The organism is Virgibacillus dokdonensis, assembly GCF_900166595.1.
Taxonomy (GTDB): domain Bacteria; phylum Bacillota; class Bacilli; order Bacillales; family Amphibacillaceae; genus Virgibacillus; species Virgibacillus dokdonensis.
On record NZ_LT745763.1, the window covers coordinates 3,453,071 to 3,472,390 of the forward strand.

Annotated in this window: 15 protein-coding genes; 5 read left to right on the forward strand and 10 right to left on the reverse strand. The window is 39.0% G+C overall.

Annotation, left to right across the window (positions count from 1 at the left end; translation table 11 throughout):
* Positions 1 to 112: 112 nt before the first annotated feature.
* The 4 genes from thiW (at position 113) to thiE (ending at position 2,990) form a co-directional block, all read left to right on the forward strand.
* Positions 113 to 610 (forward strand): energy coupling factor transporter S component ThiW, encoded by a 498-nt coding sequence (gene thiW / locus B2C77_RS17690; protein ID WP_077706245.1) that lies wholly within the window; start codon positions 113 to 115, stop codon positions 608 to 610.
* Between the two features lie 136 nt (positions 611 to 746).
* Positions 747 to 1,553, forward strand: a complete 807-nt coding sequence (gene thiD, locus B2C77_RS17695) for a bifunctional hydroxymethylpyrimidine kinase/phosphomethylpyrimidine kinase (protein ID WP_077706246.1) — start codon at positions 747 to 749, stop codon at positions 1,551 to 1,553.
* A complete protein-coding gene (gene thiM / locus B2C77_RS17700; RefSeq protein WP_077706247.1) occupies positions 1,550 to 2,323 on the forward strand; it encodes a hydroxyethylthiazole kinase in 774 nt (257 codons plus the stop codon). The genes thiD and thiM overlap by 4 nt, the downstream gene beginning before the upstream one ends.
* Positions 2,324 to 2,372: 49 nt before the next feature.
* The gene (thiE, locus tag B2C77_RS17705) at positions 2,373 to 2,990 is read left to right on the forward strand and encodes a thiamine phosphate synthase (RefSeq protein ID WP_077706248.1); all 618 of its coding nucleotides are present in this window, start codon (positions 2,373 to 2,375) and stop codon (positions 2,988 to 2,990) included.
* A 615-nt stretch (positions 2,991 to 3,605) separates the two neighbouring features.
* Here the strand turns inward: thiE and B2C77_RS17710 are convergent.
* Together B2C77_RS17710 and B2C77_RS17715 are read right to left on the reverse strand one after the other, a co-directional pair.
* Entirely contained in the window at positions 3,606 to 4,376 is a 771-nt protein-coding gene (locus B2C77_RS17710) for a MerR family transcriptional regulator (protein WP_077706249.1), read from the reverse strand.
* Positions 4,377 to 4,468: 92 nt separating this feature from the next.
* Entirely contained in the window at positions 4,469 to 5,968 is a 1,500-nt protein-coding gene (locus B2C77_RS17715; RefSeq protein WP_077706250.1) for an MDR family MFS transporter, read from the reverse strand.
* Between the two features lie 1,262 nt (positions 5,969 to 7,230).
* Between B2C77_RS17715 and B2C77_RS17725 the strand changes: the two genes are divergently transcribed.
* Positions 7,231 to 7,698 carry a GNAT family N-acetyltransferase gene (locus tag B2C77_RS17725; RefSeq protein ID WP_077706251.1) on the forward strand — a complete coding sequence of 156 codons (468 nt, stop codon included), beginning with the start codon at positions 7,231 to 7,233 and terminating at the stop codon, positions 7,696 to 7,698.
* A 421-nt stretch (positions 7,699 to 8,119) separates the two neighbouring features.
* On the opposite strand, the gene B2C77_RS17730 is transcribed toward B2C77_RS17725, so the two are convergent.
* From B2C77_RS17730 to B2C77_RS17765, 8 genes are all read right to left on the reverse strand, one after another.
* A complete protein-coding gene (locus tag B2C77_RS17730) occupies positions 8,120 to 8,824 on the reverse strand; it encodes a LutC/YkgG family protein (protein WP_077706252.1) in 705 nt (234 codons plus the stop codon).
* On the reverse strand, positions 8,811 to 10,247 hold the full coding sequence (locus B2C77_RS17735; protein ID WP_077706253.1) for a LutB/LldF family L-lactate oxidation iron-sulfur protein: 1,437 nt from the start codon (positions 10,245 to 10,247) through the stop codon (positions 8,811 to 8,813). Before B2C77_RS17735 ends, B2C77_RS17730 begins: the two co-directional genes overlap by 14 nt.
* Complete coding sequence (locus B2C77_RS17740) at positions 10,244 to 10,981, reverse strand: (Fe-S)-binding protein (protein ID WP_077706254.1); 738 nt, start codon at positions 10,979 to 10,981, stop codon at positions 10,244 to 10,246. Before B2C77_RS17740 ends, B2C77_RS17735 begins: the two co-directional genes overlap by 4 nt.
* A gap of 45 nt (positions 10,982 to 11,026) precedes the next feature.
* Positions 11,027 to 11,731 carry a FadR/GntR family transcriptional regulator gene (locus B2C77_RS17745; protein WP_073009829.1) on the reverse strand — a complete coding sequence of 235 codons (705 nt, stop codon included), beginning with the start codon at positions 11,729 to 11,731 and terminating at the stop codon, positions 11,027 to 11,029.
* Positions 11,732 to 11,937: 206 nt separating this feature from the next.
* Positions 11,938 to 13,521, reverse strand: a complete 1,584-nt coding sequence (locus tag B2C77_RS17750; RefSeq protein ID WP_077706255.1) for an L-lactate permease — start codon at positions 13,519 to 13,521, stop codon at positions 11,938 to 11,940.
* A gap of 572 nt (positions 13,522 to 14,093) precedes the next feature.
* Positions 14,094 to 15,599: a BCCT family transporter gene (locus B2C77_RS17755; protein WP_077706962.1), complete on the reverse strand. Its 1,506-nt coding sequence runs from the start codon at positions 15,597 to 15,599 to the stop codon at positions 14,094 to 14,096.
* 1,054 nt (positions 15,600 to 16,653) lie between these two features.
* The gene (locus tag B2C77_RS17760; RefSeq protein WP_371413686.1) at positions 16,654 to 17,475 is read right to left on the reverse strand and encodes a squalene/phytoene synthase family protein; all 822 of its coding nucleotides are present in this window, start codon (positions 17,473 to 17,475) and stop codon (positions 16,654 to 16,656) included.
* 186 nt (positions 17,476 to 17,661) lie between these two features.
* Positions 17,662 to 19,212 (reverse strand): multicopper oxidase family protein, encoded by a 1,551-nt coding sequence (locus tag B2C77_RS17765; protein WP_077706256.1) that lies wholly within the window; start codon positions 19,210 to 19,212, stop codon positions 17,662 to 17,664.
* Between the last annotated feature and the right edge of the window lie 108 nt (positions 19,213 to 19,320).

Consider the following 19,320-nt stretch of genomic DNA (forward strand, 5'->3'; position numbering starts at 1 on the left):
GTCGACAACGACTTCCCGTTTAGAATGAAAGAAACCTTACAGCAACTTCTATTAAAAATGCTGTTCTTCACTACTTTCCTCTTAGTAAAATAGACAAAAGCAAGGTGATGCTATGAAAAAAACATACACATTAACATTAATGGCTGTCTTTGTTGCTATTGGCACACTAGCAGCACAATTTCTTTGGTTTCCTGCTGGATTTGCCAAAGCGTACCCCGTGCAACATGCTGTTAATGTGATGGCAGCTATTACGTTAGGACCTGGACCTGCTGTAATAATAGCTTTTATGATTGGTCTGTTACGAAATATGCTAGGACTTGGAACTTTATTAGCATTTCCAGGAGCCATGGTAGGAGCATGGTTTGCAGCTTTACTGTATCGTAGATTTGAGAAGAAACGATGGGCTGTCATTGGAGAAAGTATAGGGACTGGAATTGTAGGATCCTTGCTTGCCGTACCCATTGCTCGCTTATTCATGGACAGTAGTGCCGGAGCTCTATTCTTTGTCCCGTCATTTTTAGCAAGTAGCATTTCTGGAGCTTTTTTAGGGTGGTTTATTGTTTCACGCGTGAATACAGATAAGCTGATTCGTATACAAAGGCAGTATTAAACTGGCTTTAAGTCCAAGACTATATGATAACTATTTATATGTTTGGGAATCATTCTAGATAGTAGTTCGCTCGAAAATGAGCCATCATGGTTCACGAAATATACTGGCAATTATATAAAGAAAGGAAGCGAATAATTTGAAACCAATTCCATGTGCATTAACGATTGCAGGAACTGACCCAAGTGGAGGTGCAGGTATTCAGGCAGATCTGAAAACATTTCAAGAGTTAACTGTTTATGGTATGTCCGTCATCACATCGATTGTTGCACAAAATACAACTGGTGTACAAAATGTCCACCATATCCCTATTGATATGATAGATGAGCAATTGCAATCTGTTTTTTCTGACATGCCTGTACACAGTCTAAAAACAGGCATGATTGCCAATGAATCGATGATGCGCGTCATCCAAAAACAACTTACTAGTACAGACGCATACTACGTCATGGACCCTGTTATGGTTGCTACTAGCGGCGATCCTTTAATTGCCGAAGAAGCAAGAGATTATTTAAAAGAACAGCTTCTACCTTTAGCAACTGTTGTTACGCCAAATATTCCAGAAGCAGAATTTATTACTGGCAACAAAATCCATGATGTTAACGATTTACAAGAAGCAGCCAAAGAAATGGTGGATAAACATGGTGCTCGGGCTGCCCTAGTAAAAGGTGGACATATGCATGGAGATGCCATTGACTATTTATATGATGGACATAAGATGCATACCTTTCACTCCAAACGCTTTGACACAACAAGTACGCATGGCACTGGTTGTACGTACTCGGCAGCCATTACCGCTCATTTAGCTAAAGGCCTGCCGTTATATGAAGCGGTAAAAGAGGCTAAACAATTTGTTACAGCAGCTATTAAGCATTCTTTCCCATTAGGCGCTGGGAACGGCCCTACCAACCATTGGGGAATTCGTGAAGAAAGGGTGAAACAATGAATACATCAATTATAGAGCAAGTTAGGGAGGCCAATCCGTTAATTCACAATTTGACAAATGAAGTCGTGATGAATTTTACTGCTAATGGTTTACTAGCTTTTGGGGCTTCACCGATTATGGCAAAAGCAACAGAAGAAGCAGAAGAAATGGCGTCCATTTCTAATGGTGTGCTTATAAATATTGGTACATCAACATTGACAGAGATACCAGCAATGAAGCTTGCTGGTAAAGCCGCCAACAAAAAAGACATCCCAGTAGTACTAGACCCTGTTGGCATTGGCGCCACATCATTTCGTAAAGATGTCGTTAAACAATTATTACAAGAAGTACAATTTACTGTTATTAAAGGAAATGCAGGCGAAATGGCTAAGCTAGTTGATATGCCATGGGAAGTAAAGGGGGTAGAATCTGTCGGAGATGGTGATGGAAAAGAGATTGCTAAAAAAGTAGCCAACATGTATCATACGACTGCTGTAGTAACAGGAGAGACGGACTATATTTGTAGTAACAATGAAACGGTAATAGAAAACAGAAGCGGGCATGTCTATTTGGAAAAAATCACAGGTGCTGGTTGTTTGCTAGGCTCTATTATAGCAGCTTGTCTAGCTACAAATGCGAAAGTAGAAGAACAGGCATTTGCAGCCGTACATTTTTATGGATTAGCAGCCGAGTATGCTGCTAATCAAGAGCATGTTCAAGGTTCTGGCAGCTTTCTTCCAGCCTTTATTGACGCATTGTCCAATGGAATAGATCAGCTTAACATCAAGTAATATGTCTTTCGCAAGAGCTAAACGTTAAGTAAATAAGGAGGCTAGAAGCTTGCATTTACAAAAAGCTTTACGTAAATATTTCATCATGGGAAGCCAAAATTGTGATCGAGACCCGAAGCAAGTTTTAAAAGAAGCGATTCAGGCAGGTATTACAGCTTTTCAATATCGGGAAAAAGGATCTGGTGCTTTATCTGGCATACAAAAAACGTTATTAGGAAAAGAATTGCGCAATATCTGTCGCCAACATAACATTCCGTTTTTTATTAATGATGATGTAGAGTTAACAGCAGTTTTAGATACAGATGGCATACATGTCGGTCAAGATGATAAGCACGCAAAAGAATTGCGCCAACAGTTTCCAAATAAATGGATTGGTCTTTCTGTTTCCAACCTGGAAGAACTGCATGCCAGCCCGCTGGATTACGTCGACTATCTTGGCGTGGGCCCCATTTTCGCAACTTCTACAAAAGAAGATGCAAAGATGGCAGTAGGTACAGGCTTTATAACAGAAGTAAAACGGCTATACCCCAACATGCCAATTGTTGGTATAGGCGGAATTAACACTGAAAATGCAGCAGCTGTTATGGAAGCAGGCGCTGATGGCGTTTCTGTTATATCGGCAGTTACTAAAGCTCCCGATATACAAACAGCAGTCGCAAATCTATAAAGGAAGCCAAACCAATTAGATAAACTTGGCTTGTCGCCAAGTCTTATGGCGAATGGCATAGTTTTTCTTATACTATAAACATTTAAACTTTTATACTTTCCTATAGTGGAACAAAGGATCGGGGCGCCCGGTTAGCAACGTAGCGACTGGAACGAAGCAAACGAAAGTTCTAAGAATCATGCTGCTGCAACAGGAGTATGCCGGCGCCCTCCGGCAAGCCCATCATTAGTCGGACTTCCTATTTAGTACGAACCGATGACGACTTAGCTTCGGGCAATGGAGTGAAGTCGCCTAGTTGCTGGGCGCTTGCGCCAGACGTGGCTAAATAACTTAGTAAGTTTATCCACAGCTGCAAGATTTTCTAATCTCCTTGACAATAAAAAAACAGCAGCGTTTTGATTCTACTGTTTTTTTATTGGTTTAAGGTGTAGCAACTCGTCCATCATTGTGAACTTCAGCGTCTCATTGGGAACTTCGAATAACTAGCTTGTGAACTTCAGCGACTTTTCATGAAACTCAAGCGAAATTAGATGAACTTCAGCGACTTTACATATTTCTACAGTCTCAGCGGGCCATGCGCTCCCACACTGAGGCTTTATCTGTCATTAGGAAGCTTTAACGATGATCTGCGTAAATTGCCATGGCATCACGCATAAAAATGGCTAATCCTTCCCCAAATTGATCCATATTTCTCTGAAAACGTTCGTCTTCTACATACATTTTTCCTAAGCCTTTAAAAGCGTCGTAAGAATAGGTTCCTATATGATTTAACAGTTGATACCATTCTCCAATTCGCTGTTGTGCAATGTCTGAAGCAGGATCTTCATTACGAATCTCTGCCAGCCTGCGATACAAATCGTTCATGATTTGTTGCAAGTTTTCTTCGTCCTTTAATTGTTTAATCTTGGCATTTGCTTTGTCAACAGCTTCATTCCCCCAACGCTCACGCGCTTCTTGCTCGTAAGGGTTGTTACTAAAATCAAAGCCTGCAAAGCGTTCCTTGTTGCTCATGTTCATTTCCCCTTTCGTATGTTGAATCGTTTTTTGAATCGTTTCTAGCATCGTATCAATTTGGCTTCGTTTAGCAAGCAATCGTTCGCGATGCTTTTCTAACGCTTCAACTTGATCAAAGATAGGATTATCTAAAATGGCTTTTATTTTTTTCAAAGGAAAGCCAACTTCTTTATAAAATAAAATTTGCTGTAGCCGTTCCAATTCATCATCTGTATAAATGCGATAACCTGCTTCGGTTGTATGTTCCGGCTTTAGCAAACCAATGGCATCATAATGATGAAGCGTACGGATGCTAACACCAACTAAACCAGCAACTTCCTTTACTTGCAACCTATATCCCTCCCTAATTTTTTTAATAGTAAAAGCTGTCATTTTCCTTGTATTATAATCCCTAAACCCTATAGAAAAAGCATAAACGATAACGTTACGTTAGAGTCAATACCTTCTAGCAACGCTTTTCTAATTTAATTCTCATTACTCTGTTTCTCAGGATTTCCTTGTTGCTTTACGTCACTAAACTGTTCACTTGGAACTGCTCGATAAACCAAAAATGCTAAGATAACCGCAATGATCGAAATAGCAAATGCAATAAAATAAACAAACTCTACTCCTATAATCATTGCCTCATTTATTGTTTCGGGATCATTTGGAGCTGCCGATTGACTTAGATAAAGGCTTTGCCTAGCATTTAACATACTAATAAAAACAGAAACACCGACAGCCCCCGCTACGGGCTGAAGTGTTGCCATCACAGACGTCCCATGTGGATACAACCGTTTCGGTAACTGGTTTAATCCATTTGTTTCTGCTGGCATCATAATGGCAGAAACAGTGAGCATTAAAATAATATAAGCAACAATAATCATCCATGCTTCTGTATTTTCGTTTAATCTACTTAACAAGAACATCGTACTACTTAAAATAATCGTCGCAGGAATCATCATGACACGTGGTCCAAATTTATCAAATAAATGTCCCATCACAGGAGACATGACGCCATTAATGAGACTACCAGGCAATAATAGCATTCCTGCCTTAGCTGCAGTAAACGCTAAAGCTCCCTGCATAAAAATAGGTAAGATTATTTCTGAAGAAAACATCATCATAATAATAATTAAAAACATCAGCATCCCGTGCGTAAACATCGGATATTTAAATACTCGAAGATCCAAAACAGGTTCCTTTAACTTAAATTGTCTAAAAGAAAAGATGGTAATTCCCAACACACCGATAACGATGAAACTGTACACACTTGGGTTAAGGAATCCTTTTTCTCCACCTGCACTAAATCCATATATAAGTGTTCCAAAGCCTATCGTAGAAAAAACGAGCGAAAGAATATCCACTTTTGGTTTTGTAGTTTCTGAAACATTTACCAAATATTTATAAGCAAATGCTATAGAAAACAAGGTAAACGGTATAACCGTAATAAATAGAAAACGCCATCCTAAATATTCCACAATCACGCCGGATAAGGTAGGGCCAATTGCAGGTGCGAACATAATGACAAGACCTACCGTCCCCATCACTTTCCCTCTTCGATGTGGGGGAAAAATGAGCAGAAACACATTAAAAATAATTGGCATCAATAAACCAGTACCCACAGCTTGAATTAATCTACCTGTAAGTAATATGGGAAATGACGGTGCGAAAGCGGCAATAGTTGTACCCGCTGTAAATACAATCATTGTCCCTAAAAATAATTGCCTTGTTGTAAACCATTGTAGTAAAACAGCAGAAGCAGGTATAACAATGCCCATCACAAGAAGAAATCCTGTCGCCATCCATTGCACCGTTGTCAAAGACACTTGGAACTCTTTCATTAATGTCGTAAGGGCAATATTAAGTAATGTTTCATTAAGAATAGCAAAGAATGCACCAATAATTAATGACAGCATAATTGGCATTACTTTAAAATTCGGATCATCCGCTAAATATTCGTACTCTGTGTTTGTTGAACGCATTATAAAATTCCTTCCTCGTTGTAAATTATTCTTTTTTATACTATAGGAAAGTATAAAGTTTTAAGGCTTAGAGTATAAGAAAAACTTGGTTAATTGCGAAAGGCTTATGGTGAAAGCTATCATTAAACTCCAAAATTTATACTTTCTAATGTACATGAGTAAATCTAACAATCAGTAGAGTTTTCTTTCATTCCTCCACTGATTGTCACATGAACAAATCCATTTTATTTGCTTACAAAGTAAGATAATCCTATCACCACTTATTTTTATTAGCAAGCATAAGTTTTTCATGTAAATTTTTTTTAAAACAGCGAGCTATTTAGGACAGTGCGCCCATTTGTCGGAAATGAATAACAGGTAAGGCAGTTGACCCATATAGTAAACTAGACGACTCATTTATAGGAGGAAAATGTATGTACCCATATGACTATCATTATGATCCGAGCTTGGATCAGGAACGCGTTTTTCCTTTTTCCACGTTAGGAAATATGTTTTTTGGGCCAGGGCAGTCAAGCGGCACTTTTGGCCCTCCAGGGTTTCCGCCCGGTCCTCCACCTGGATTTCCTACAGGGCCAAGCGGTGGAGGTGGAATGCCAGGTTTTCCAGGTGCACCGACCAGCGGATTTCCACCTTTTCCGGGAAACCAAGGTGGTGGACCTTCAGGGCCCGGAAATCAACCACCAAGCTCTCCACCCCCGGCCTTCACACCGCAAAAATCACAAGTACAAACTTTCGCGGTTGACCCAGGAGGCATTCGTAATTGTTTATTTCGCTACACGTATATTTGGTTAAGAAGAGACGCTTTCTGGTTCTACCCTACATTCGTCGGACGAAATTCTATTGCCGGATACCGCTGGACCGGTTTCAATTGGGTTTACTTTGGCATCGACCTTAATCGAATCCAATCATTCCAATGCTTTTAGATTCATCATCTTACACCGTTTAGCAAAACTCGAATTCTCATCCATTCTTTATAGCGATATAATACCGTTTTGCTGCACAATAAACCCTACCTAACATTTTTACTTTCCCATAGTAGAGAAAACAAAAAACAGGAGCCGATTTAGATTTAACCTCTAATCGTCTCCTGTTTAGTTATTTATCATATAAAGTGCTGTGAGACTTCCAAATAGAAATATAAGTTGAATAGGCCTAATGTTATCTACTTCATTTGTTATTGAAGATTACTATCTACTCTTATATTGACTGCACAATTAAAACTGGTAAAATGTTAAAAATACTATTCTCTAAGGAGGGTTTAGATGAAAATTCATTTTTACGATAACAAATTCAAAAATGCGATTGATAATTATGAATTAACCGAAGAACAACTTCGCTATACTAAACACCCAAAAGATTGTATACAATTAGTAAACGAGGATCTCAATCGTTATTCAATAGTAGCAATGGAAGGAAATAAACTTGTAATTTTTTTTGTCTTACATAAAAATGACGGGGTAAAACCATATTCAAATAATAATAAATCCATCTTATTAAGATCATTTTCAACTGATTTCCGTTTCCAAGGCAGAGGCTATGCTAAAAATGCATTAATTATTTTACCTAAGTTTGTTAAAGAGAATTTCACACAAACGAATGCGATTGTCTTAGCTGTTAATAGTACCAATAAGGTAGCATTAAGATTATACAAAAAATGCGGATTTGTTGATGAAGGAGTTCGAGAAATGGGGCCAAAAGGGGAACTAATAATAATGAATTACTATTTATAATCCAAAAGCAAATTAGCGTATAGATTGAAAAACAATACCTTCATTCCAGAGGTCATAGCCTTGAGCTAGAACAAAGGATTAGTGCGCTCATTTAGCAACGTAGACTAGAGCGAATTAACTAAAGTTTTAGGAATCATGCTCCTGCAACAGGAGTATGCCAGCGCCCTCCGGCAAGTCCGTCTTTCGTCGTTCCTCTTAGACACGAACGGATGATCTTTAAGGCGATTCATGATTTCGCCTAGTCGTTGGGAGATGGAGCCACACGTGGCTATTACCCTTCTCACTCAACATTACCTTATTAGTGAGATCAACTTGCCATCAAGTTCTATGATAAAAGCTGTCATTTCTCTCCCCCTTACCTTCTAACTAAACAACCCGTGGGGGCTTTCATCCTCCGCGGGTTGAAAATTCTCTTTATCTTTTAATCATCAACGACAATATAAGTAGCTTGTACGGGACCGTGTACACCAACAATTAAATTCATTTCAATATCTGCACTATTACTTGGCCCAGATACGAAGCTAACACAAGATGGCGTAACCTCCCCTTTTTCCACAGATGTGTGTAGTTGCTGAGCAGCTTGGGTCATTCTAGGTACAATGGTACTTTTTGGGATAATTGCAATAAAGCTTTTTGGTAATAAACTAATTGAGCGCCCATTATCTTTATGATTAAATAAGGTCACTGTCGCTGATTCAGCTAAAGTGATATCACTAAATGAGATACCAATATCAGCTCGTTCCGCAATCTGCTGATTTTCTTCACCGAGCTGCGCATCCCAAATATGCACTTCTATTTCTTCACCGAGCTGTTCATACAATGGTTCTAACCCATAAGTAGTATTTCGCTCATCATGAGCTGCAATAATCGTTTTGCCTTCATACCGCTCGATCGCCTCTAATAAAGCTTTCGGCAACTGCGCTGTATTTACTTCTACAACATCTGTATGGATTGCTTTACATTGCTTTTTTAATACCGCTATAAGTTCTTCTTTGGAGTAGCCTGCCAACACACGATCTTGCGGACGGACACTCCATGTTGGGCCCTCTACTCCTGATATGCGACGTGGCCGACCTAAATGGGCAGCTACATTACTTAAAAATGCATCTTGATTATGAATGGTCATGATTTATTTCCCCCTTCTTCCGTTCTTTCCACCAAGCACGGAAGGATTGTTTCGCTGGTGCCGGAAAATCTCTCACATTCGTCCACCCTTTTAGAGGACCTGGGCCATTTTTAATTGTGTCTTCTTTTGTCCACGGCTTTAAAGCTGTTCTTGCCAATTTCGTACTTAATTTATACGCTGCAGGAGTCGAAGCCCATTGAGCAAATCCTTTCATCATTATTTTTTCCGTTACGGGTGATTTTTTCTCCTTTTCTACAATAATTTGTCGATGGCGAATCAACTGTTCATGTAATGGAATTTTCACCGGGCAAGCCTCTGTACAGGCAGCACAAAGAGATGAGGCATAGGGTAATTCTTTATGATCCTCATATCCATCCAATAATGGGGTTAACACAGCACCAATCGGCCCTGGATAGATAGAGTTATAAGCATGCCCACCAACATGTCTATAGACAGGACATACATTGATACATGCGGCGCAGCGAATACAATGTAAAGCAGATTGAAATTCTGTGCCTAGTATTTTAGAACGCCCATTATCAACAATGACCAAATGATAATCTTCCGGTCCGTCAATTTCCCCTTCTAGCCTAGCGCCAGTATAAGATGTCACATAGCTGGTTAATTTCTGTCCAACAGCTGCTCTCGTCAATAAACTTACTAACACTTCCATGTCTTCCCATGTAGGGACAATGCGTTCCATTCCCATGACGGTTATTTGCGTATCAGGCAAAGCAGTAACCATACGTGCATTTCCTTCATTCGTAACTAGCGTAATCGCACCAGATTCGGCTACGGCAAAATTACACCCTGTAATACCAACATCTGCGGAAAGGAAATCTTTTCGTAGTTGTTCCCGGGCAAAAGCTGCTAGTTCTTCAGGAGAATCAGATCCCTTATACCCTCTTTTTTCCGCAAACGTCTTCCGGATTTGCGCTTTATTCTTATGCAAAGCTGGTGTAACAATATGGGAAGGTGGATCTTCATCAAGTTGTAAAATCCATTCCCCTAAATCCGATTCCACAACTTCCGCTCCCATTTTTTCTAGTTGCTGATTTAAACCGATTTCTTCTGTTACCATCGATTTGGATTTAACAATCTTTTTAGCGTTTTTTTCGGTAATCACTTTTTCAATATAGGCATTTGCTTCCTCTGCTGTAGAAGCAAAGTAGACACTTCCACCACGTTTAGCTACTTGCTCACTTAACTGCTGTAAATAGTAATCGAGATTTTCTAATGTATGTGTACGAATTTCCGATCCTAGCTGTCGCCAATCTTCCCAATCACCAAGTTCTGCCGCTTGCGTGATACGTCCGTTTCTAAATCGACCTTGCGCAGAAGATACAGCCTCTCTCATGAAATCATTCTCTATGCCTGTTTCAATACGCTCTTGATATGACCTATCTCCGAGTTTAATACTCATGCAATCCCCCCGCCTTGTTCGTGAGAATTCAAAATTTCCGTAATGTGAACAACTTTTACGTTCTTTCCTTCTCGTCTCATCCTACCACCAATGTTCATTAAACAGCCCATATCAGCGCCAACTAGATATTCTGCTTTCGTCTCAGAAACATGCTGTGATTTTTCTTTTACCATTTCCTGTGAGATTTCTGGATTTTTCACCGCAAACGTTCCCCCAAACCCGCAGCAATCTTCCTTTACAGGTAATTCGATAAACTCCATTCCCTTCACATGCCGTAAAAGAGTTTGCGGTGCATCCTTCACACCAAGAATACGTGTCATATGACACGATGGATGATAAGTAACCCGACCTTTAAATGTCGCTCCAAGATCTGTTACGCCTAAAACCTCCACTAAAAACTGTGTGATTTCATAGCTTTTATTTGCCAAATCAACAGCAGCTTCTTGCCACTCTGGATCATCTTTGAAAATAGCAGGGTACTCTTTTAACATACCGACACATGAGCCTGATGGACCTACCACATACTCAGAATCTTGAAAAGCTTGCATCATTTGTTTCATCGCTTGCTTCGCTTCTTTTACATACCCGCTATTATATGCTGGCTGGCCACAGCAAGTTTGCGCTGCGGGAAAATCCACCTCACAGCCGACACGTTCAAGAATTCCCACTGTATTTTTGCCGACATCGGAAAAAATGATGTCACTGACACATGTAATAAATAATGAAACCTTCATTACGTTCACCCCATTTTTCTATCTGTAGCGGGCAGATAATCATACTTACAGGTGTTTAAACACGATTGCTTCTACCTTTTCTAAATGATCGTACATTGCTTCTTCCGCTTGATCTGCCCGTCTATCTTTTATTGCTGCAAAAATTCGTTGATGCTCTTGAAACAAAATATCTGCTCGATCTTCGGTATATAATAATATTTGTCTCGTTTCTCGTATTGTTTCTGACATGAGTTCGGCAACACTACCCATTAAATGATTTAATAGATTAATATGCGTCGCTTTGGCAATGGCGAGATGAAATTCGGTATCCGCCTGCTCAGCTAAAGCTTCTTTTCCTTTGGCATGCTCCATAACGACTAATGCTCGCTCCATTTCTAATAAATCCGCTTCCTCATAATTTTCCGCAGCTAATCTAGCCGCGCCTGCTTCCAATATTTTACGGACTTTGTAAAGTTCTTGTACATCTTGACGTTTCATTAAGAACGCGGTACTAACCGGAAGCGTGAATCTTTTTGCGTCAAATGTCTTCACGTATGTACCTTCCCCTTGACGCATTTCTATTAACCCCATTGAACGGAGACCACTAAGTGCTTCACGAATAGCCGATCGGCCTACTTCAAAATTCGCTGCTAATTTCTCCACAGAATCCAATTTGTCGCCAGGTTGTAACGATCCAGATTTAATCATATCTATAATTGAATCAGCTACTTGTTCATAAATTTTTTTCGGTTGGATACGCTTGTATTTCATCGTTCCCACTTCCCTTCGTTTGAACCCATTTTACTTGATGCCCTGCTATTTGCAAAGTTTACCAAGGAAGGGGCATGCACATTGTATAAGCTAGCAATCGCTTTACAAATAAGAATATAAATGCATGTTTTAGAAAAACCTTTAAATGTAATACTTGCCTAACGTATAATCTCAACCCGCACTATTAATGATAGTACGCTTTAACATCATACATAGAAGAGAACATAACTAGCTAGTCCAATAACCAAGCCATATAAAATGGCTGGTAGCAATGTTTTCCTTATAATATCGCCTTCTTTCCCTGATAAGCCTACGACTGCACTGGCTGCTACGACATTATGCACGCAAATCATATTACCAGCTCCTGCGCCCACGACTTGTGCTGCTAACACAGCATTTACGTCCATACCTATCTGATTTGCAACACTATGTTGAATTGGCGCAAAAGTTAACGTTGACACGGTAGCACTCCCCGTAATAAACGATCCCAGTTCACCAACAAAGGGAGCTACTAAAAACCAAATAGATCCTAAAGAATTCGCTAAAGACGCCGCTATATACTGCGGCATACTTACTAATTCATGAGCGTTCATACCTGAATTGGTAAACACATGCACCATAGCTAATGTAGCTATTAAAGATATCGCTGTCGTTTTCATGGTAGAAAAAGACTGATTTGCTGCAGCAACAAAAACGGAAAAACGTTTTCTATGTAGAAAAACTGATACCAATGCTGCTATCGCTAGAACAGTTCCAGGAGAATACAAAAACTCCCAATTGGAAGTGATGCCTTCCACCCCAAAAATATTCGTCCAAGAAAAATCGATGGCGCTTTTTGTAAACTGAGCAAGTGGTGTAATAATTCGCGTCGTTAACAATAGAACAACGACAATGACATACGGTGACCACGCAGCCATCAATCCCATACTTGATGGCTGCGTTTCTAACTGAAAATCTTCCTGTAATGCGTCTTGCCAAGATTTTCTTGGTAGTAACCACCCCTTTTTTGCAGTGAAAGTAGCAACAATTAAAGCCGTTAAGGAAGCTAAAATTGCAATAAATTCTTGCCCAAATACAACGGCATATAGCAAAGCAGATAGTGTGTAAACGGTACCAATTAATAACGTCCACGGTAACATTGGTAATGCATCTCTCAGCCCTTTCCCTTTTCCAAAAAACACTGTCATAATTACAATTAACGTAAATGGAATAAATGTTCCTGCAAATAAATCCAGTGTCGTAATAGCGATACCTATTTCTTGATAAAACGTAGGACTGGCTTCTGGAAGTGTACTTAAACCAACAGCAACTGGAGTTCCGACTGCACCAAAAGCAACTGCTGTACTATCTGCAATTAAAGCAAGTGTTGCAGCCGCTAATGGACGAAAACCAAGTGCAATCATTAATGGACCAGTTACCATTGCTGGTGTCCCAAAACCAGCAGCTGCCTCTATTAACGATCCAAATAAAAATGCAACAATAATTACTTGTACACGCATATCTGTTGAAATGTTTTGAAAACCTTGATTTATTCTATTTACTGCTCCTGTTTTCCGAAGTGTATTTAAAAGTACAAGTGCCCCAAATAAAATCCAAAGTATCGTTAGCGTTTTGTGTATTCCCTGTAAAACGGAGGAAGCAATTAATTTTCCTTCTACTCCCCAGATTGTCATAGCAAGCGCAATCACAATGAAAGCACTCCATGTCATTCCCTTTATTGCAGGCAAACGAAAAACTACTAAAAAAACAAACGGTGCAATGATTGCACTAAGTGCCACCAATAGATACATAGAAACCCCTCATTTCTCTCTCTTTAAGTAAAACGTTTTTACCCATCCCATAATAAGGTCATCTGATGACCTTATGTATAGTTTAATTACTTTTCTTATTTAATTCAAGGTTTTGAATTTGTTCACAACTGAACATAAAAATGCGTATACTCAACGTTTTATAAAGTGAATGTTCCATCAGTTGAGAAGTCTTTCCTTCCCTAAGGGTCGTTTCATACCGGGAAACCACCTAAAGATTTCTCAACCTAAGCCAATAAAAACAGTAGCACCTCGTAAATAATTGTGAACTTCAGCGACTTCATTAAGAACTTCGAGTAACTATCTTGTAAACTTCAGCGACTTTTTATAAAACTCAAACAAAATTATAATAAACTTCAACTACTTTACAAATTTTCACAATTTCTAAGCATTTAATTTTATGCTTTCGTATCTTTTAGAAAAAACTTGGCTTATCGCCAAGTCTTATGGAGGAGTTATAGTTTTTCTTATACGATAAACCTTTTAAACTTTCCTGCGTATAAAAAAATCTCCATCCAACAGGAAATTTACGCCTATTAGATAGAGATTCTAGTTTATTTATCTACTTTTTTCAGTAATTCCCTTTGCCAAATTAAACCTTGTTCCAACGCCATTGTCCGGGCAATTTTAGGAGCATTCCAAAGAGCTGGGAGCAGTAAAATCGATACAGGTACAGCTGTTATTACGATGGAATTTTGAATGGAAGCAACACTATCTTCACCAATAGTTAAAATTGCTGCCGCTGTTCCACCGAATATTAAAGCCCAAAATACACGTAACCAACGTTTCGGATGGTCGTTTCCAGTAATAGTCGCTGCTACCGTATACGACATCGTATCCGCTGTCGTAGCAACAAAGATGATGGAAACAATGAGAAAACCAATACCGAATAATGTACCTAATGGTAATTGATCCGTAATTGCCATTACTGCTGCAGGCATACCGCCTTCATTTAACGACTCAGAAATGGATCCGGGATGTTTATTCTCAAAAAACACACCCGTCCCACCAACAATGGAAAACCAGAAATTATTAACGATCGGGGCTACGATAGAAACAGCAATAATTAATTCCCTAATCGTCCTTCCTCTCGATATTCTACTAATAAATACAATCAACATCGGGGCATAGCCAAGGAACCAACCCCAGAAAAAGATTGTCCAAGACGATAGCCAGCCTTCATCACCACGGAATAATGTCATCGTAAAAAAATTCTGCAAATGTACCCCCGTACCGCCTACAAAAGCATCAATGATAAATGCAGTCGGGCCGACAATAAGTACAAGTACAGCTAAAAATATGGTAAAGCCTACATTATAGCGGCTTAATGTTACGATTCCTCGATCTACACCAGTAGCAGCTGAAATAGCTGCAACAAGCACCAAACCAATAATTACAATTATACTCACTGCTAACGTATTAGGTGTGCCTAACAAATGACTCATTCCATAGGCAATTTGCAAACCTAAAAACCCTAAAGGTCCAAGAGTTCCTGCTACTGTTGCAAAGATAGCAAATACGTCCGCGGCAGTACCGATTGCACTTTTATGATATACTTTTTCACCAAATAAAGGGTATAATAGCCCTCTTGGTTTAAGCGGAAAACCTTTGCTATAGTGCACATACATCATCACTATAACAGCAAGTGTTCCTAGAATGGCCCACGCTAAAAATCCCCAATGCATAAACGATTGTGCAAAGGCAGCGTTGATATTCTGAAAATCACCACCTCCAAATAATGGTGGGTTTGTCATATAATGGTACATTGGTTCAGAAGCAGCCCAAAACACGCCACCACTTGCTAGGAGTGTTACTAATATCATGGAAACCCATTTGAAATAACTATATTTTGGTTGGTCTTGATTTCCTAGCTTAACTCTTCCATATTTTGAAAAAGCTAGAAATAAACCGATAAAAAAGTTTCCTAACAATAATATTTGCCAATAAGCACCAAAAATATCTGAAGCATATGCAAACAACGTATCCACTGCATTCCCGACTGCATCGCTACTCCAAACTGACAACAGAATAAACAGTATCAGTATTCCTCCACTAATCATGAATACTGGCCAATCTAACTTCGTGTCTTTTTTTAAGTCCACGTTTTTCCTCCTAATTTTAGGAGCAAGTGCCTATAATTTGCTTACACAAGCTAGTTTAAAAAGTCAGTAAAATAGCATAGCGAATTTCTTTGACGGTTTGTTTCTACCTATACAGAAGTATTATGCCATTCCATTACGTGTTATTCGAAACAAAACACAATCGAAATTCAAGTCGCCTATTTATCCTCCTTTTCAAACATCTTTTCACTCGTCATTAAAGACCATTGGACGGATAAAGATTATTCCTCGCCATTTCACTAGGTAGTCTCCTTTAAGTTACTAAAGCAAAAGCCTTCGTCGCACCTATACTGCAAGTGCAGTATGAAATAATCTTGACAAAAATCCATCGACTTGCTCGTTTTTAAACACAATTCATGATTATAGGTTGATGTTATTATTTTGTCAACCAATCAAGACTTCTATACTAGAAAAACGAAGACTCGTCATCAAGCCTTATAGAAAAAGCTGTAGTTTTTCTTAGGTTTAACACGCATACTTTCCTATCTTATAAATAGCTGTTGGCAAGGACTTATCCCACTAATTTGCCGCATGAGAAGAGGTATGCTGAGTGGATCAAAGCAAAAACAACATTTTCAGTATGCGCTTTAGGCTATAGCCCCTTGGAACAAAGGCTCGGGGCGCCCGTTTAGCAACGTAGCGACTGGAACGAATCAACGAAAGTTTTAGAAATCATGCGCCTGCAACAGGAGTATGCCGACGCCCTCTGGCAAGCCCGTCTTTAGTTGGCCTTCCTATTTAGCACGAGCCAATGATGACTTAGCTTAAGGCGATTCGTGAAGTCGCCTAGTTGCTGGGCGATAGAACAGGGTGGATCATTCAGTTACGCCATAGTATCAAATTCTTATGCTTTCTTATTCCTTTAAAAAAACACCAACAAGCCGTGAGGGATAAAAGAAGCCCACTACGGATGAAAGAATACTTTATTTTATTCGCAAGTTTACTGTCACATGTTATTTTCTATTAACTTTTCCATGTTTTCTACCGCATCAATCTATTTTTTTAAAATATCATCGACTGTAGCTTCAACTTCGGCTCGCGACATTTTTTCTTCACCGTTTTCTAAAGCCGATAATGTCTTTTTCGCTAACGCTAGCGGAATTTTACAAAACAATAAAATGTTTCTTGTTTGAATATCTTTTAAGTAGCGATCCGCTTGTTGTAAGTTTTCTTTTGCATACATAAATAAATCCGCTCTTGTCCAATCATCAGGCATAAAATGAACGCCTCGTTCTGCATCTTCTTGTTGATTTCTTAACATATTTACTGCTTGGAGACCTCTGCCATATCCAATGGCTAAATCATAGTCTGTCTTCGTCCCATCATACCAATTCCAAATATCTGAAAGCATCACCCCGACAAGGCCAGCAACATAATATGTATATTCATCTAAATCTTCTTTTGTACGTAAATTCCAATTCTTTTCGGTCCATTTTGCCATACCATCAGCCATAATACTTGTAGACTGTTTAATTTTCGCTACGATATCTTCTGGACATACGTGCAACCAATCAGCAAGCCGCATAGTAACTTCTGGAAGTATTGCTTGATATGGCTTCATTAATTGTAGATAAGCTTCTTTATCAAATACAGACGTTTGCAATAGCTTAGAAGTAGCCCGCAGTAAATGCTGCTTTGTATCGGCAGAAAGCTGTTCATGATCTTCTATTTCATCAATGGCACGCATGCATAAGTACGCAGAGCCGACCGTATCTTTTAATACTGACTTTAACAACTTAATCGGAATATAAAAGGTTCTGCTCGTTTCTTTTAAAACACGCATTGCATCCTTTTGTAACTTCACATCTTTAACCAACAATGTTTCCTCCCTATATCAATATGAGGTATAACATTAAGTATATCAAAAAAGAATGAAAACTTCATGCTGTATTTATTCCATTCGATAGCCTGTCAAAATAGCTAACAGACTCCAAAGGGTTTACAGTGTAAACAAAAAGTTTTTTGCCATAAAGTATGACGATAAGCTTCATTTTCTATAACACTACTTTATAATAATAAATGGGCGCATCATTTCATAATCTTCATGTTCTAATATATGACAATGCCATACATACTTTCCAGTATACGTAAAAAATTGTTTTATTATTTTTGTTACTTGCCCTGGATTGGCACGCACAGTATCTTTCCAGCCGTTTTCAATTGGTTCTGGAGGCATAGGATCACCTGTGTAAATAATCTCTCCTGTTTCATTAAAATGTTCCACATCAAAAGTTTGCCTACTTATAATTTGAAAAAAACCCAAATGAATATGAATCGGGTGGGTGTCCCCCGTTGTATTTATGAAATACCATTCTTCCGTTGTTCCCCATCTTGGAAAGATCGTAATGGGTTCAGACCATGTTTTATTGTCCAATAACAAAACTGGCCGATTATATGCATCTCGCGTTACATCTAACGTTAACATCCTTTCTTTCGTTGCTAATTCAGGCTCTATTTTATTAACACAACCAGGAAACTTTGGAATACAACTTGTATCAATGGAAGTTGCTTGTTCTATTACTTTAAATTGCATCACAATGCCAACCGTCTCTGGATTAGGAGCTTCTCCATTAGGGTAAGGTATGGGCGCATTGTTACGGACTACCACTGTTTTTCCATACATATTCGTAAAATCAATAATAACATCTACACGTTCAGCAGGTGCAAGCAGAATTTTTCTCACAGCAATGGTTTGATTCATGAACCCACCATCTGTACCAATTTGATAAAAGAACTGACCAGAATCTAAGTAAAATTGGTAAAAACGAGAGTTTGAAGCATTTAATAAACGAAAACGATATTTACGCGGTTCCACAGCTAAATAAGGCCATATTTTCCCATTCACCATATTGAGTTCTCCCACAAACTCAGGAACGATAGATACAGGCAAAGATGGGATAGGGGGTTGCGGCTGTGATGGATAATACAGTGAGCCATTTGCATTTACTGTCTTATCTTCCACCAACAATGGAATTTCATATTCCCCAGCAGGTAAATTCAACTCTTTTTCTTGTTGACTACGAATAATATAAAAGCCCGCTAAACCAGCATACACATTCAATCTCGTTATTCCTAATGTATGGTCATGATACCAAAGCGCAGTACTTTTCATATTATTGCTGTAATCATAAATTTGTTTTGTGAAAAAAGGGCCTACCTCCCCAAAGTCTTTTGTAAACCATGCTTCTGGATAGCCATCGCTTTCCGGCTCCGTTACTCCACCATGGACATGCACAACAGTCCGAACATCTGGTACATCTTTCCCCGCACCATGTACTGTATGGTCGATGGGCAAAAGATGTCGTTGCGGTAATGCATTCATCCATTTAACCTTTATGCTCTCTCCAGAACACACTTCAATTGTTGGTCCTGGGGAACTATACTCATATCCCCATACTAATGTATTTGGTAAATCTCTATGTAAAGATGTTGTAAATTCAACCATTCGCACTTCATAGTAATTCACATAGTCTTTCTTCCCTTTTGGTTTTAAAACAGGCATCTTAGGTAAAGCATCTACAAATTTTTCTAATTCTGTTGGATTTAATTTCATACACTTTCACCCCCAACTAAATGATATGCATTTATGTGCTAGTATCATGCCAACTAAATGAACATGAGTTCCTGTTCTTAACGTAAATTTAATACTGGAACGCAATTT

What these genes read in the sequence shown, in the direction of transcription:
- B2C77_RS17725 (WP_077706251.1), top strand. Translation starts at nt 7,231, where the DNA reads ATGAAAATTCATTTTTACGATAACAAATTCAAAAATGCGATTGATAAT.
- B2C77_RS17730 (WP_077706252.1), bottom strand. Translation starts at nt 8,824, where the DNA reads ATGACCATTCATAATCAAGATGCATTTTTAAGTAATGTAGCTGCCCAT.
- B2C77_RS17755 (WP_077706962.1), bottom strand. Translation starts at nt 15,599, where the DNA reads ATGATTAGTGGAGGAATACTGATACTGTTTATTCTGTTGTCAGTTTGG.
- thiM (WP_077706247.1), top strand. Translation starts at nt 1,550, where the DNA reads ATGAATACATCAATTATAGAGCAAGTTAGGGAGGCCAATCCGTTAATT.
- B2C77_RS17715 (WP_077706250.1), bottom strand. Translation starts at nt 5,968, where the DNA reads ATGCGTTCAACAAACACAGAGTACGAATATTTAGCGGATGATCCGAAT.
- B2C77_RS17735 (WP_077706253.1), bottom strand. Translation starts at nt 10,247, where the DNA reads ATGAGTATTAAACTCGGAGATAGGTCATATCAAGAGCGTATTGAAACA.
- B2C77_RS17745 (WP_073009829.1), bottom strand. Translation starts at nt 11,731, where the DNA reads ATGAAATACAAGCGTATCCAACCGAAAAAAATTTATGAACAAGTAGCT.
- B2C77_RS17710 (WP_077706249.1), bottom strand. Translation starts at nt 4,376, where the DNA reads ATGACAGCTTTTACTATTAAAAAAATTAGGGAGGGATATAGGTTGCAA.
- B2C77_RS17740 (WP_077706254.1), bottom strand. Translation starts at nt 10,981, where the DNA reads ATGAAGGTTTCATTATTTATTACATGTGTCAGTGACATCATTTTTTCC.
- thiW (WP_077706245.1), top strand. Translation starts at nt 113, where the DNA reads ATGAAAAAAACATACACATTAACATTAATGGCTGTCTTTGTTGCTATT.
- B2C77_RS17765 (WP_077706256.1), bottom strand. Translation starts at nt 19,212, where the DNA reads ATGAAATTAAATCCAACAGAATTAGAAAAATTTGTAGATGCTTTACCT.
- B2C77_RS17750 (WP_077706255.1), bottom strand. Translation starts at nt 13,521, where the DNA reads ATGTATCTATTGGTGGCACTTAGTGCAATCATTGCACCGTTTGTTTTT.